Source organism: Mucilaginibacter sp. dw_454 (genome assembly GCF_018449775.1).
In the GTDB taxonomy this organism is placed as follows: Bacteria; Bacteroidota; Bacteroidia; order Sphingobacteriales; family Sphingobacteriaceae; genus Mucilaginibacter.
Window position 1 is genome coordinate 633,605 of sequence record NZ_JAAVVB010000001.1, and the last position, 14,988, is coordinate 648,592.

Genomic DNA, 14,988 nt, shown 5'->3' on the forward strand with positions numbered 1-14,988 from the left:
GTTTACCTGATATGAGATTTGAGGTAACAATTTTAGGCAGCAGTTCTGCTACCCCCATTTACAATAGAAACCCTACATCGCAGGTGCTTAATATCAATGAGCGCCTATATTTGGTTGATTGCGGCGAAGGCACCCAACAACAAATGCTTCGTTTTGATATAAGAAGCAGCCGCATAGATCATATCTTCATCAGCCATTTACATGGCGATCATTATCTGGGCCTTATTGGCTTTCTTTCTTCGCTACACCTTAACGGACGAAAAAAAACTTTAAAGCTATTCGGTCCGCCACATTTAATGGATATCATTGAGGTTCAATTTAAATATTCAGAAACGGTTCTGCAGTACGAAATAGAATTTCATCCTACTGATCCTAAAACACCACAGGTTATTATAGATAACGAGGATGTTGTTGTTGAAACCATTCCGCTTGACCACAGGATTGACTGCACCGGGTTTTTGTTTAAAGAGAAGAAACGACTGCGTAAGCTATTGAAAGATGAAATAGAACGCATTGGCGTGCCTGTTGAATATTATACAGCCTTAAAAAAAGGCGTAGATTATACAGATAACCAGGGCACAGTATATAAAAATGATACGCTTACTGCCGATTCGGCCGATCCTAAAATTTACGCTTATTGCTCAGATACCATGTATAACGAGCAGTATTTCGATCAGATAAAAAACGCTGATCTGCTATATCACGAGGCTACTTTTTTGCATAACATGCTTGAACGTGCAAATGAAACCCACCATACCACTGCTTTACAAGCCGGTGAAGTAGCCGCTAAGGTTAATGCTAAGAGATTAGTGATTGGTCATTTCTCCGCCCGTTACAAAACATTGGAAGAACTGTTGCTACAGGCGCAAAGCGTATTCCCAAATACGGCGTTGGCGATTGAAGGGAAGACTTTTCTAATTTAGATGAGGAAATTATTTGTCATCTTGAGCGATAGCGAAAGTCTTATACGCCCGAACAGCAAAACTTGATAAGATTCTTCGCTACCGCTCAGAATGACAATCGATTTTTGGAGTATGTAATATTAATCCTTCTTACTACCACCACCAAACACCGAGAAGTGTACATAGCGTTTTGGATTAGCTTTCAGGTCGATAAACAATAAATTCAGATTATCAGAAGCAGACTGTAAATTTTTATAAAGCTTGTCGTCATTCACCAATAAACCTAACGAACCTTTGGTACTATTCATGGAAGCGATGGTTTGTTGTAATTCAGACACAGCTTTGTTGGCATTGTCTAAAGTCTGTTGAATATTGCCATTCGCCAAATCACCGCTAAATTTTTGAAAATTGTCGGTTACTTTATTTAGGCCGACAGAGGTTACTTTTAAATTACCTGATACAGTTTCTGCATTGGCCAATATACCATCAATATGGGTTGACTGCGATCCAACCAACGCGTCGATCTTTTTGGTGGTACCTTCCAACGTTTGTAATGAATTAGCAATGCTGGCAAAACTGCGGTCTACATTTTTCTGGAAGTTTGGATTCAAAATAGCGTTAATAGAAGCCAGTGATGAATCTAGTTTTGTCATCAGGTTTTCGGCTTTGGTTTGGATAGGCTGTAAGCTTTCGGCCAAACTGCCTTGTATATCAGCACGCAGCGTGTCTTTGTTTTCAGCATACTGTTTGCTATCGCCCAATAAAAACACAATGGCTTTGCTGCCCAGCAAGTCGGTACTTACCAGTTTGGCCAGGGTGTTAACAGGGATATTATATTCTGATTTGATTTTGAATTCAACCGTAGTGCGGCCATCTTCATGCAATTGCATTTTTGATACGTGCCCAATCTGAAAGCCATTTACCAGTACCGGTTTTGATACGGTAAGTCCGTCTACACTTTTATAAATCGCGTAATATTTATTTGAACCTGAGAATACGTCGTTACCTTTTAAAAAACTGTATCCGAGTATCAGCATGGCAATAACAATGCAAGTAAGTGCGCCTATTTTGGTCTCGTTTGATATTTTCATACGTAGTAGTTGTGATATTAGTTTGGAGATTAATTGTTGGGCATGAAGCTAATTAAATTTTACTATTTGTCCGTCGCACTTATCCCACATTTAGTCCCGATAGCTATCAGAACTCACACTATAACCAATTATTTGGCTACTTGTTCTACATCGGCCCTGTAATTCTTTAAAGCGCGGATAATTGAGGCTACAATTTCGTCCTGTCCTTTGTCAGAATTAAGGTATTCTTCATCGTCCGGATTATTGATATAGCCCGTCTCAACCAGTACCGCTGGCATTGCACTGTGGCACAATACTAGTACACCTTGCTCGCGTATGCCTTCGCTTGGGCGGCCATCAGTATCAGTAAATTCGGTGTTAATTAAGGTAGCCAGATGTATACTGCGCTGTCTGAATTTACTTTTATATTGGTTAATGAGGATGATGGATTCCGGGTCATTAGGATCAAGCCCGGCATTCATTTCTGAGCCTTCGCCTTCTTCGCCCTCTTCTAACTGACTTTTGCTTATAGCCTTTTCTTCTTCGCGACCGCGCCAGGTGCCATAAACCAGTAACAATACCCCTTTGCCTGATCTGTTTGGTTCGCGCACAGATTTGTAAACGGTTTTGCCATGCTTGTGTCCCACTGCCTCACGAACAACTCTGTCTGATAATGAATTACAGTGCAACGAAATAAACAGGTCGCCTTTGTTTTCATTAGCTATTTCTGATCGACGCTCCCACGACACATCATCCTCATTGCTACGTGTAAGCACAGCCTTAACGCCATCCAATTCTTTTTGTATGGCAGCCTGCAATTTTAGGCCTATAGCAAGCGTTACACCTCTTTCGGTAGAGAAAGAACCAGATGCTCCGTGCGAAAAATGGCCTGTACCGGTAGGTTTACCGCCGTGGCCCGGATCAATAATAACGGTTTTAAGTTTAAAGCCTTTATTTACAATGGTATCGTTTTTTATTGTTTTAATTAATGTAAAAGAAAATAACGAAAAGCACACCGGTAATGCCAATAATCCAAAAATCAATCTTTTCAATGCTTTATTTTTCATTATTTTTGAACGCTGTTAACTATATCTGCAAAAATACTATTCATAATCAATTTTGAAATTCGTCAACTTAATTTTTCTATTTGCACTTATATTGATAGTAAACCTGATTGCCTTTGCTCATAAAGGTAGGGTTACGATATTTAAATCTGCCGCGGACACTATTATACAACTCGACTCAACAGATAAATTTCCGCGAATTACCGCTAAATTAAAGAAATCTAAGCGAAATTCTACCTCAAAAAACGATACGATACCAAAAGTTATTGCAAATGACACTTCAAAAAGAGGTAATCTGACAGTGGGAAGAGATACTTCTAAACGGGGCGCCATTTTAGATACCTCCAAAAATAAATCTACCTTAGATAATGAGGTTAAAGAAATAGCCGACTCAAGCTTTAATGATACCAAAACACAAATAAGCTACCGGATAGGCAATGCACGCGTTACCTATGGTAATTTTGAGCTGGATGCTGAATATATTCGTATTGATCGTAAAAACCACCTGATATTTGCCAGCGGCATGCCCGATAAAAGAACCGGGCGTTATATAGGCCGGCCGATATCTAAACAGGGTAAAGAATCGCCCATTACATCCGACTCGCTGTATTTTAACTACGAAACAAAAAAAGGACATATTTATAATCCATTTTCTGAGCAAGATGGTAACTATATCTCGCACGGTGAGGCAAAGAAATTGAATGACGATGAAGTTGCTTATCATAACGTTATTTTTAGCGCCTGCGACAAACCATCAAAAGGTGAAACCCCCGATTATGGCATTGTAATAACCCGTGGTATTGGCGAAAAAAAGCGAATTATATCAGGCCCTGCTTATTTGGAGATTGAGGGTATACCGATACCAATTGGCATACCTTTTGGTTTTTTCCCTAAACAAGACACCCGTTCTTCCGGAGTTTTGCTGCCAACTTTTGGTGAAGATGCGACGCTGGGATTTTTCTTGCGAGACTTTGGTTATTATATAGGTTTAAGCGATTACGCCGATTTAACCAACCTGGGTACTTATTACTCCAACGGATCGTACGAAGTAAGCAGCGCGCTTAACTACATGAGCCGGTATAAATATAACGGAGCTTTAACGTTAAGCTACAGCTCGCACAACTACGGTTTGGCCGGCGACCCGCCGCAAAAAGATTTCCATATTGATTGGCAGCACACGCAAAACCCAAATGCCAGCCCGGGCAGTACATTCAGTGCATCAGTAAACGCCGGTACATCAAGCTTTTATCAGAATAACCCGGCATCAACCGGGTATAACCTGCAACAACTTACCTCAAACGCTTTGCGTTCAAGTATCTCTTATTCAAAAACCTGGGAGGGTACGCCATTTAATATGACTACCAGTTTGGATCATAGCCAGGATTTGACGGCAAAAACAGTTTCCCTGCAATTGCCCAATATTAACTTCAGTATGTCCAGCATAAACCCTTTCCAATCGAAGGACGAGGTTGGTGAGCAAAAATGGTATGAGAAAATTACGTTGGCCTATAACATGACGGCTACCAACCAAATAACCAATGTGCCCGAATCTGAACTCTTTAAAAGCGAGACACTTACCAAACGTTTACAAAACGGTATACAACACCAGATACCGGTTGGGCTAAGCTTGAACGTGTTTAAATTTTTCCAGTTTAATATGGGCGCCAATTATACCGAGCGCTGGTATTTTCAATCAATAAGGCAGCATTATGCACGTGCCGACTCATTGGCTACCGACACGGTACCCGGATTTAAAAGGGTAGGTAATTATAATCTGAGCGCTGGGTTGTCTACCAAGCTTTATGGTACAGTCTATTTTAAAAATAGCCGGTTAATGGCCGTACGTCATGTTATTACACCCAGCCTTAGCTTTTCGTATGCGCCAGATTATTCTGGGCTTGACAGAAGTTATAATCACTTAATAGTAAGTAACGCCAGCGTGCCATATCCCGTGGTTTACTCACGATATTCTTACTTTCAAAATAGTGTTTATGGCGGTCCGCAGGGTGGGCGACAGGCAGGGCTTAACTTAAGCATTGATAACAACCTAGAAGCCAAATTTCGGCCTAAAAGTACGGACACCTCGCAAACTCCTAAAAAAGTGCAACTACTGCAAAGCCTAGCTTTTAACACTTTTTACAACTTTGCGGCCGACTCTTTCAAGTTAACGCCGATAGCTATTTCTGGGCATACGGGCTTATTCAATGACAAAGTTAACGTGAGTTTTGGCGGTTCGTTTGATCCGTATGTAACCAAGGTCTTTGATTCGGTTTCTGCCGGTCGGGTAACCGCATATAGCCATAAGTTTAACCGTTATACCTGGCAAGACGGTAAAATCCCTAAATTAACCAGTTTTAACTTCTCGTTAAGTGGTACCTTAAACCCGGCGTCTTTCCATCCAACACCCAATAATACCGACGCAAGCGCATTGCCGGGCTATAATCCTAATTTGCCAAACACCTTAAATAACGCCACAGAAGCGCAACGGCAAAGCATGGCATTGCTCAATAGTGATCCGTCGGCGTATATAGACTTTAATATTCCGTGGAACCTGGTGATGAATTATAACTTTAGCTACACGGATAATTACGTAAACACCAACCACGTAAACACCATAATGCTCAGTGGCGATTTTAGTTTGACGCCGAAATGGAAAATACAGTTTAATACCAACTATGATTTGCAGGCAAAACAATTGAGTAGTGCCACATCTTTCGCTATATATCGCGATTTGCATTGTTGGGACCTTTCTGTAAACTGGGTGCCGTTTGGGTTTTATAAATCGTACAACGTTACACTAAAGGTTAAATCCGCAATTTTGCAGGCGCTCAAATTAACCAAGCGAAGCGATTACACCAGTAACGCCAGCTTTAATAACTATTAACATGCTTGCAGAAATTATAACTATAGGCGACGAAATATTAATAGGACAAATTGTTGATACGAACTCGGCATGGATGGCGCAACAGCTAAACAGTGCCGGTATCCGCGTAAAGCAGATCTCGTCGGTGTCTGACGATAAGCAACATATCCTTACAGCTTTGAAAGAAGCTAAAGGCCGTGCTGACCTGATCTTTATTACCGGTGGCCTGGGCCCTACAAAAGACGACATTACCAAAAATACCCTGGCCGAATATTTTGGCGTGGGTATGGTAGAAAGCAAAGAGGCACTGGACAACGTTATGCGCATTTTTGCGAAATACAATCGCCCGATGCTGGACATCAATAAGCTGCAAGCGCAGGTTCCGTCAAACTGTGAAGTTATAGACAATAAAAATGGCACCGCACCGGGAATGTGGTTTAATGTTGGGGGCAAGATCTATGTATCTATGCCGGGTGTGCCTTTTGAGATGATGTACATGATGGAGGAAGTAGTGATCCCCAAGATCAAAACCTTGTTTAAGCTTCCGTTTATCATTCATAAAACTATATTGACGGCGGGCGAGGGCGAATCGTTTCTGGCTACGCGTATTGAAGATATTGAAGATTCATTGCCTAAACATATCAAGCTTGCTTATTTGCCCAAACTGGGCCAGGTGCGCCTGCGCTTAAGCGGCCAGGGCGATGATGAAGTTCTGCTCAACAATGAGATTGAACAATATGCTAAAAAGATTGTTAAACGGGTAGGCGAGTTTGTAATTGCCGAAGAAGACATTGCGCTTGAGAAATCAATACTGAACTTTATGGCTGAGCGTAATCTGACACTCTCGGTAGCCGAAAGTTGTACCGGTGGTTATATTTCGCATTTGTTTACGCAGCATCCGGGTTCATCGAAAGTGTTTTTTGGTGGAGCTGTTTCTTACTCGTACGAGTTAAAAGAAAGCATCCTCGATGTAAAAAAAGAGACATTGCAGCAATATGGTGCGGTAAGTGAAGAAACCGTAGTTGAGATGGTGGAAGGCGCACTACGCAATTTTAAATCAGATTACGCTATTGCTGTTACCGGTATTGCAGGCCCTGATGGCGGGATGCCCGATAAACCTGTCGGCACGGTTTGGATAGCGGCGGCATCGACTCAAAAAACGGTGCGAAAGAAATACACATTCGGCAGCAAGAGGCTTCAAAACATCGAAAGGAGCGCCTCAGCGGCATTATTTATGTTGAATACTTTACTCAAGGATGTTGAAAAGTAAACAGCAGATTATCTAATTTTGACCAAAGAACTATATTTTAAAGTATGGCTAAATATCAGCTGTTATTGCCAAAGATGGGGGAGAGTGTTGCAGAAGCAACCGTAATTAAATGGATCAAAAATCCAGGTGATTATATAGAAGCCGACGAAGCGGTAATGGAAATCGCCACTGATAAGGTCGACTCAGAAGTCCCGTCGCCTGTAAACGGCCGATTAGTCGAGCAGCGTTATAAAGAAAATGATGTAGTTCAGGTTGGCTCAATCATAGCTATTATTGAAACTGATGCTGCTGAAGAAGCCGCACCGGCACCAGCAGCTGTTGTAGCACCTGCTCCTGTAGCAGCAAGTATACCGCCCCCTGCGCCAGCACCTGTAAGGCAGCCAGAACCACCACAAATTCCGGGTGTTGATCAGTTAGCTGCAAGATTGCAAACAACTGCCCCTGTACAAAACAATGATACCAAGGGCGCAGCAAGATTTTACTCGCCTTTAGTTAAGCATATCGCGCAGCAAGAAAATATTACCCAGGCCGAATTAGATAGTATTCCTGGTAGTGGTGCTGAGGGCAGGTTAACTAAGGACGACCTGTTAGCTTATGTAAAAAAGAGAACAGTCGCTCCCCCAGCTACGCCTCAATCAGCACCGGCTCCAAGTCCTGCACCAGGATACCAGAATGGAGCAACCAACGGTACGCAAGCTGCTGCTCCGAAACCGGCACAGCCAGCTGCACCAAGACAGGAAGCGCCGAGACCGGGACAAACCAAAATAGAGCATTCAAAACCGTTAACAGCCAGTGGCGTTGACGAAATTATAGAGATGGACCGTATGCGCCGCTTAATTGCCGAACATATGGTAATGAGCAAGCATACATCGCCGCACGTAACCTCATTTGTTGAGGCTGATGTTACCGCCCTGGTATTGTGGCGCGAAAAAATAAAAGCCACCTTCGAAAAACGTGAGGGTGAAAAAATAACCTTTACGCCAATATTTATCGAGGCGGTTGTAAAAGCTATAAAAGATTATCCAATGATCAACGTATCGGTTAACGGTACACAGATCATCAAAAAAGCTGCTATAAACATCAGCATGGCTACGGCCTTGCCAAATGGTAATTTAATTGTGCCGGTGATTAAAAAGGCTGAAGAGCTTAACTTACTGGGTATAACCAAAGCCGTTAACAGCCTGGCTAACAAGGCTCGTACAGGTAAATTGCAACCAGATGATGTTAAAGACGGAACATTTACCATTACCAACGTTGGTGCCTTTAGTAACCTATCAGGTACCCCGATCATCAACCAGCCACAGGTGGCAATATTAGCGGTGGGTACCATCAAGAAAAAGCCTGCTGTGATTGAAACGCCAGAGGGCGATGTGATAGCCATAAGACATATTATGATGATGTCATTATCTTACGATCACAGGGTGGTAGACGGTGCTTTAGGTGGCTCTTTCCTGAGCCGGATAGCGCATTATCTTGAAAAGTGGGATGCCGACAGGCAGGTTTGATCAGCCAAAAATCTTCAGTAAAAATCAAACAAGTATATTCCTTTTGTGGTTTATAAACAGAGGTGGTTTTGTGCTACCCCTAAATAAACTACAAGAACCATGGAAAACTATGAAACCTTAGTGGATGCCACTAACGATTTGATGAAAAGGGGATATACCGCCAACCTGAGTATGGAAGGCGACACGATCGACGATAAGTCGAAAGATATACACATGACTGCGGATGATTTCTCTATAGATGAGTTTTATCGCTTCGAGGGCCAAAGCAACCCGGCCGATATGTCGATAGTGTACGCAGTGAGTTCGCCTAAATATGATCTTAAGGGTATTATTGTAAACGCTTATGGCACTTATGCTAATGACAGCTCATCGGCCATTGAAGCTAAGTTGCATCATTATATGGTGAGTAATAACCTGCATAGCAGCGATAAACCGCAAGCGTAATTGCTTTATCTCGCACACGTCATTGCGAACGAGGAACGAGTGCGGCAATCTCTGTACATTAGACCTGTCTGTTGCACAGAGATTGCCACGCTGTCGCTCGCGATGACGTTTTTAATTATCCTAACCCTTTCAACAACTTCTTCCCCCTGGTCTGTATCGCCGCAGACCCATCGCGCATTAAAAACTCAATTTGGTTGCGCAGTTCGTCCTTGATCAAATCATGCTGATTTCTTAAATTAAACAAAGCCTCTGCTGAAAATACTTTTACCGCTATTTTAATTTTCGGATCTATTAACCACTCAAATAACTGTTCAATCACCGGTTCTATATGAATTTGCTTTAATTGATCTTTAATGATTTTAGGCGCTTTAGGCGACGTGATATGCATCACAATTTTGGCATAATGCCTTTTTACAGGCGGCCATTTAATATCTGTTAGAGCATTAAACAAATATTCAAGATACGATGCGTAAACTTCGGGTTGTTGCAGAAATAAATTCTCCAGGATCCAGGCGGCCCTGAAGGCAATAGCTTCGTCTTGATAGTGGGTTATATCGATCAGATCGCGCAGGTTAAATTGCTGATCTCTAAGTATTCGGCTTAACTCAATTACTTTTAGTTTACCAAGGGTAGCGCTTATCTGTTTGACGAGTTTGTTCTGATCCATTATTTAAAAATAGGGGTTGATATTACGGCGGTCATATCATACAATTTTCAAATTCTTAAAATTAAGCACTAAACATCTAAAAAATTATACATTTGTTCGCTACAATTTACTACTACTAAATATACATGGTTAAATTCAACCGTTTTACATTAGACAATGGCCTGCGGGTGATTGTCCATGAAGATAACACAACCCCAATGGCCGTACTAAACATCCTTTATGATGTTGGCTCGCGCGATGAAAGCCCCGAACAAACCGGTTTTGCGCATTTGTTTGAGCACCTGATGTTCGGCGGCTCGGTAAATGTTCCAAACTACGACAGCCCGCTGCAACAGGTTGGCGGCGAGAATAACGCCTTTACCAGCAATGATATCACTAACTATTACATCACACTGCCATCGGCCAATTTAGAGACTGCTTTTTGGTTGGAAAGCGATAGGATGCTCAGTCTGGCTTTTAGTGAAAAAAGCCTGGAGGTGCAACGGAACGTGGTGATAGAAGAGTTTAAGCAACGCTACCTGAACCAGCCTTATGGCGATGTTTGGCTGCGTTTGCGCCCCATGGTATTTAAAAAGCATCCTTATCGTTGGGATACTATTGGCAAAACGATTGAACACATTGCCGATGCTAAGATTGAAGACGTAAAAACGTTCTTTAAAAAGCATTACAACCCACAAAATGCCATTATGGTAGTTGGGGGCGATGTGAAGCTGGAGCAAGTAAAAGAGTTGGCCCAGAAATGGTTTGGCCCGATACCTGCCGGCGAAAAATATCATCGTAATCTCCCCCAAGAAGATGAGCAGCACGACGAGCGCCGCGAAACCATAACCGCTAAAGTGCCGGTTAATGACATCTATATCGCCTTGCAAATGCCGGGCAGGCGCGAGAAAGAATTTTATGCCATTGAGTTGATGTCTGATATTCTTTCGCGTGGTAATTCGTCGCGCATGTACCGTAGTTTGGTAAAAGATAAGCAATTATTTAGCGAGGTTCACGCCTACGTTTTCGGTAGCCTGGATAAAGGCATGTTTGTACTTGAAGGTAAGCCAAGCGAAGGCGTATCGGTTGAAGAAGCTGAAGCTGCGTTATGGGCCGAGGTTGAGCAATTAACGAGGCAAGAAGTACCCGCTGATGAATTGACCAAAGTGCAGAACAAAACCGAATCGACTATGATATTTTCAGAGATGTCGTTGTTAGACAAGGCCATGAACCTGGCGTACTACGAGCTTTTGGGTGATGCCGAATTATTTAATCAGGAAACCGAAAAATTCCTGGCAGTAACACCGGCGGAAATTAAAGGCGAAGCAACCAAGCTGTTCAGAAAAGATAATTCATCGACATTAATTTACCTTGCAGAACAGACCAATGACTAATATATTAAATAGGACGGAAGCTCCTGCATCAAAGCAGATAGAACATATAAGCCTGATCAGGCCTGATAAAACAACGTTTGCTAATGGCTGTAGCCTTTATACTTTTAATTCTGGCGATCAGGAACTGGTAAGAATTGAATGGATCTTTAATAACCTGCGTTTTGATCCGGCGAAGCCGTTATTAAATACCGCGGTTAATACTATGCTTACCGATGGCACCAAAACCTTAACTGCTGCCGAGATTGCCGATAAAATAGATTTTTACGGCGCATTTTTATCGGTAGAATATGGCCATGAGCAGTCGCAGGTTACCTTGTATTCGCTAACCAAGCATTTAGACAAAACCTTGCCGGTAGTCAAGGATATCCTGGTTAATTCTATCTTCCCGCAAAAAGAACTGGATATCTACATCCGCAATCAACAACAAAAATTACAAGTTGGCCTGCAAAAGAATGATGTTGTGGCGCGTCGCACTTTTAATAAAGCTTTGTATGGTGATAGTATTTACGGTTTAACGCCTGATATTGAAACTTACAATTCCGTTAAACGCGAGGACTTATTGGCCCATTACCAGCAAATGTATCAGCCATCAAACTGCACCTTAATTATTGCCGGTAAAGTTGAACAAACAGCTATAGATCAGCTTACAAATATCTTTGGGAATGATTGGAGTAACCAGTCAAAAGCGGCAGATACCAGCCAACCAGTAATACACAATGCTACCGAACATTTCTATTTTATAGAAAAGCCCGACGCGTTGCAATCAGCTATCCGTATGGGTTTGCCGTTCATTAATCGTCAACATCCGGACTTTCCTGCTGTACAAGTATTAAATACGGTGCTGGGCGGCTATTTTGGCTCAAGGCTGATGAATAACATTCGCGAGGATAAGGGTTATACCTACGGCATTGGTAGTGGCGTTGTTTCATATCGTCAGGGTGGCGCTTTATTCATCGCTACCGAAGTGGGAGCAGAGGTTTGCAAAGCAGCGACCGTTGAGATTGAAAAAGAGATCAATCTGTTAAAAACAGAATTAGTGCCGGAAGAAGAACTGAGCTTGGTGCGTAATTACATGATGGGTTCGTTGCTGGGCAGCCTTGAGAACGTATTTTCGCACGCCGATAAATTCAAGAATCTATATTTCTCAGGCATGGATTATGATTATTATGATCGTTATACCAATATCATCAAAAATGTAACTGCTAACGACTTATTGAAATTGGCTAATGAGTACTTAAAATTTGACAAGTTCTATAAGGTTATTGTAGGAAAATATTAGAATTTCGGATTTCGGATTTTCGATTTCGGATTTAACTAACCCAAAATCCGAAATTAATAATCATCGCTTTGTAAATCTTGACCAATTCCGAAATCACACTTCCGAAATCCGAAATAAATCATTAGCTTTGCCCGGCAAATAATACCTCCAAATAATTATTTGCTATGCAGTCAGACCCATCAAAATTTGTCGCCGAAGGATTAACCTATGACGACGTACTATTACTCCCGGCTTATTCAGAAGTTTTACCACGCGATGTAAACACCGGCTCTTTTTTAACTAAAAAGATCAGGCTTAATATACCGCTGGTATCTGCCGCTATGGACACGGTAACCGAGTCTAAATTGGCGATAGCCATGGCACAAGCCGGTGGTTTAGGCATGCTGCACAAAAACATGAGCATTGAGCGCCAGGCCGAGCAGGTGCGTAAAGTAAAGCGCTCAGAAAGTGGAATGATTCAGGACCCGGTTACATTGCACGAAGCATCAACTGTTGCTGACGCAATAAAGATCATGCGCGAGTTCAAAATTGGCGGTATTCCTGTGGTTGACGAAAGTAATAAGCTGAAAGGTATCATTACCAACCGCGACCTGCGTTTCCAAAAAGAAATGACCAAGCCGGTTCAGGAAGTAATGACCAAAGCCGATCTGATTACTGCGCCAAAAGGTACCACATTGGCTCAAGCCGAAGTGATTTTACAGGAACATAAAATTGAAAAACTACCGGTTGTTGATGACAATGGTATCCTGATAGGTCTGATCACCTTTAAAGACATCCAGAAATTCAGAAACTTCCCTAACGCTTGTAAAGATGAGCACGGCCGCCTGCGTGTAGGCGCCGCCGTTGGTGTTACTGCTGATACCATGGAACGCGTTGACGCCCTTGTAAAAGCCGGGGTAGATGTCATCGCTATTGATACCGCTCATGGCCATTCAAAAGGCGTTATTGATAAACTGAAAGAAGTTAAAGCCAAATATCCTGATTTGCAGGTAATAGCAGGTAACGTAGCAACCGGCGACGGTGCGTTAGCATTAGCTAAAGCCGGTGCCGATGGTGTTAAAGTGGGTATTGGCCCGGGTTCTATTTGTACCACCCGTATTATTGCGGGCGTTGGTGTACCACAACTATATGCGGTTTATGAGTGTGCCAAAGCGCTGCAAGGCACCGGTGTACCTGTTGTAGCCGATGGCGGTATCAAACATACCGGCGATATTGCGAAGGCTATTGCGGCAGGCGCAGGTACTATTATGGCAGGGTCATTATTTGCAGGAGTTGAAGAATCACCCGGCGAGAGTATTATTTATGAGGGGCGTCGATTTAAATCATACCGCGGTATGGGTTCTATCGAAGCCATGGAACAAGGTTCAAAAGATCGTTACTTCCAGGATGTTGAGGATGACATTAAGAAGTTAGTACCAGAAGGCATTGTTGGTCGTGTACCTTATAAAGGAACCTTGTCAGAGGTTATTTACCAATTTGTAGGCGGTCTGCGGGCCAGCATGGGTTATTGCGGCGCTAAAGATATTGAAACTCTGCAACAAGCCAAATTTGTCCGTATCACCGCTTCAGGTATCCGCGAATCACATCCGCACGATATTACGATTACTAAGGAAGCACCAAATTATACCAGGTAGGGATTAAAAATTGGAGGTTAGATATTGGGGTTCCTGATTTCTAGTCTCCAATTATCATAAATCAAAACCTAATCACCAATTAACTAATCTCCAATCACCAAATGCGAAGCATATGTGTTTTCTGTGGCGCCAACTTTAACGGCGATCCTGTCTTAAAAGAGGCTATCGAGCTATTGGCCGAAGTCATGATTAACAAAGACATTACCTTGGTTTATGGTGGTGGCAAGGTAGGCGTAATGGGCCTGATGGCGGATGCTGTTTTACAACGCGGCGGCAAAGCTATTGGTGTTATCCCCGGCTTTTTAATGGATAAAGAAGTTGGCCATACAGGGCTTACCGAAATACACATAGTGGAGAATATGCATCAGCGTAAGCAAATGATGAATGATTTGTGCGACGGTATTATTATGCTGCCCGGTGGCTTTGGTACCCTCGAAGAGTTTTTTGAAGTATTGACCTGGCTACAGCTAGGTTTGCACCAGCACCCCGTTGGTGTACTGAATATTAATGGTTTTTACGACTATCTGCTAAAGCAAATGGACGTAATGGTTGAGCAGCGTTTCCTTAAACCGGTAAACCGCCAATTGGTCATCACCTCGGCTAATGCTATAGAATTAGTTGACCTGATGGAACACGCCAAAATTGAACCGGACGAGGTTTGGTTCAAAGACAGAAACCTTTCCTAAGAAACTTGATAGGCGCAGGCTGCGAATGCGGCAAGCGTGAATGCAGGTAATTGAGTTACCAGTACTTTGCTATAGATAAGTGGCAACACATTAAAGCGGCGGAGTAAATAAGCTATTGTTAATATAATCATCTGTTTTAATAGGGGCGTTTAATCAATAGTTATACGAATTAACTGAATTAAAGTTTCACTTCCAAATTTTTTCGTAACACAAATGTTGCATTTTGTGTTA

Annotated in this window: 12 protein-coding genes; 9 read left to right on the forward strand and 3 right to left on the reverse strand. The window is 42.4% G+C overall.

Annotation, left to right across the window (positions count from 1 at the left end; translation table 11 throughout):
- Positions 1-11 precede the first annotated feature (11 nt).
- Positions 12-923 (forward strand): ribonuclease Z, encoded by a 912-nt coding sequence (locus HB679_RS02865; RefSeq protein ID WP_214070424.1) that lies wholly within the window; start codon positions 12-14, stop codon positions 921-923.
- A gap of 119 nt (positions 924-1,042) precedes the next feature.
- Here the strand turns inward: HB679_RS02865 and HB679_RS02870 are convergent, their stop codons facing one another.
- Entirely contained in the window at positions 1,043-1,993 is a 951-nt protein-coding gene (locus HB679_RS02870) for an MlaD family protein (protein ID WP_214070425.1), read from the reverse strand.
- 128 nt (positions 1,994-2,121) lie between these two features.
- Positions 2,122-3,039 (reverse strand): N-acetylmuramoyl-L-alanine amidase, encoded by a 918-nt coding sequence (locus HB679_RS02875; protein WP_214070426.1) that lies wholly within the window; start codon positions 3,037-3,039, stop codon positions 2,122-2,124.
- A gap of 52 nt (positions 3,040-3,091) precedes the next feature.
- Here HB679_RS02875 and HB679_RS02880 point away from each other — a divergent pair, with 52 nt between their 5' ends.
- The 4 genes from HB679_RS02880 (at position 3,092) to HB679_RS02895 (ending at position 9,118) form a co-directional block, all read left to right on the forward strand.
- Positions 3,092-5,920 carry a putative LPS assembly protein LptD gene (locus HB679_RS02880; RefSeq protein ID WP_214070427.1) on the forward strand — a complete coding sequence of 943 codons (2,829 nt, stop codon included), beginning with the start codon at positions 3,092-3,094 and terminating at the stop codon, positions 5,918-5,920.
- Position 5,921: 1 nt separating this feature from the next.
- Positions 5,922-7,169 (forward strand): competence/damage-inducible protein A, encoded by a 1,248-nt coding sequence (locus HB679_RS02885; RefSeq protein ID WP_214070428.1) that lies wholly within the window; start codon positions 5,922-5,924, stop codon positions 7,167-7,169.
- 44 nt (positions 7,170-7,213) lie between these two features.
- On the forward strand, positions 7,214-8,674 hold the full coding sequence (locus tag HB679_RS02890) for a dihydrolipoamide acetyltransferase family protein (protein WP_214070429.1): 1,461 nt from the start codon (positions 7,214-7,216) through the stop codon (positions 8,672-8,674).
- A gap of 99 nt (positions 8,675-8,773) precedes the next feature.
- Positions 8,774-9,118: a phosphoribosylpyrophosphate synthetase gene (locus HB679_RS02895; RefSeq protein ID WP_214070430.1), complete on the forward strand. Its 345-nt coding sequence runs from the start codon at positions 8,774-8,776 to the stop codon at positions 9,116-9,118.
- Positions 9,119-9,233: 115 nt separating this feature from the next.
- Here the strand turns inward: HB679_RS02895 and HB679_RS02900 are convergent, their stop codons facing one another.
- Complete coding sequence (locus HB679_RS02900; protein WP_214070431.1) at positions 9,234-9,785, reverse strand: hypothetical protein; 552 nt, start codon at positions 9,783-9,785, stop codon at positions 9,234-9,236.
- A 125-nt stretch (positions 9,786-9,910) separates the two neighbouring features.
- Between HB679_RS02900 and HB679_RS02905 the strand changes: the two genes are divergently transcribed.
- The 4 genes from HB679_RS02905 (at position 9,911) to HB679_RS02920 (ending at position 14,757) form a co-directional block, all read left to right on the forward strand.
- Positions 9,911-11,158 (forward strand): pitrilysin family protein, encoded by a 1,248-nt coding sequence (locus tag HB679_RS02905; RefSeq protein ID WP_214070432.1) that lies wholly within the window; start codon positions 9,911-9,913, stop codon positions 11,156-11,158.
- Positions 11,151-12,437 carry a pitrilysin family protein gene (locus HB679_RS02910; RefSeq protein ID WP_218625283.1) on the forward strand — a complete coding sequence of 429 codons (1,287 nt, stop codon included), beginning with the start codon at positions 11,151-11,153 and terminating at the stop codon, positions 12,435-12,437. The genes HB679_RS02905 and HB679_RS02910 overlap by 8 nt, the downstream gene beginning before the upstream one ends.
- 164 nt (positions 12,438-12,601) lie before the next feature.
- Positions 12,602-14,071 (forward strand): IMP dehydrogenase, encoded by a 1,470-nt coding sequence (guaB, locus tag HB679_RS02915; RefSeq protein WP_214070433.1) that lies wholly within the window; start codon positions 12,602-12,604, stop codon positions 14,069-14,071.
- A gap of 101 nt (positions 14,072-14,172) precedes the next feature.
- Positions 14,173-14,757, forward strand: a complete 585-nt coding sequence (locus HB679_RS02920) for a TIGR00730 family Rossman fold protein (RefSeq protein WP_214070434.1) — start codon at positions 14,173-14,175, stop codon at positions 14,755-14,757.
- Positions 14,758-14,988: the final 231 nt, after the last annotated feature.

Excerpts from the sequence above, each read along its gene's own strand:
- HB679_RS02865 (WP_214070424.1), top strand. The coding sequence starts at position 12 with ATGAGATTTGAGGTAACAATTTTAGGCAGCAGTTCTGCTACCCCCATT.
- HB679_RS02870 (WP_214070425.1), bottom strand. The coding sequence starts at position 1,993 with ATGAAAATATCAAACGAGACCAAAATAGGCGCACTTACTTGCATTGTT.
- HB679_RS02875 (WP_214070426.1), bottom strand. The coding sequence starts at position 3,039 with ATGAAAAATAAAGCATTGAAAAGATTGATTTTTGGATTATTGGCATTA.
- HB679_RS02885 (WP_214070428.1), top strand. The coding sequence starts at position 5,922 with ATGCTTGCAGAAATTATAACTATAGGCGACGAAATATTAATAGGACAA.
- HB679_RS02890 (WP_214070429.1), top strand. The coding sequence starts at position 7,214 with ATGGCTAAATATCAGCTGTTATTGCCAAAGATGGGGGAGAGTGTTGCA.
- HB679_RS02895 (WP_214070430.1), top strand. The coding sequence starts at position 8,774 with ATGGAAAACTATGAAACCTTAGTGGATGCCACTAACGATTTGATGAAA.
- HB679_RS02900 (WP_214070431.1), bottom strand. The coding sequence starts at position 9,785 with ATGGATCAGAACAAACTCGTCAAACAGATAAGCGCTACCCTTGGTAAA.
- HB679_RS02905 (WP_214070432.1), top strand. The coding sequence starts at position 9,911 with ATGGTTAAATTCAACCGTTTTACATTAGACAATGGCCTGCGGGTGATT.
- HB679_RS02910 (WP_218625283.1), top strand. The coding sequence starts at position 11,151 with ATGACTAATATATTAAATAGGACGGAAGCTCCTGCATCAAAGCAGATA.
- guaB (WP_214070433.1), top strand. The coding sequence starts at position 12,602 with ATGCAGTCAGACCCATCAAAATTTGTCGCCGAAGGATTAACCTATGAC.
- HB679_RS02920 (WP_214070434.1), top strand. The coding sequence starts at position 14,173 with ATGCGAAGCATATGTGTTTTCTGTGGCGCCAACTTTAACGGCGATCCT.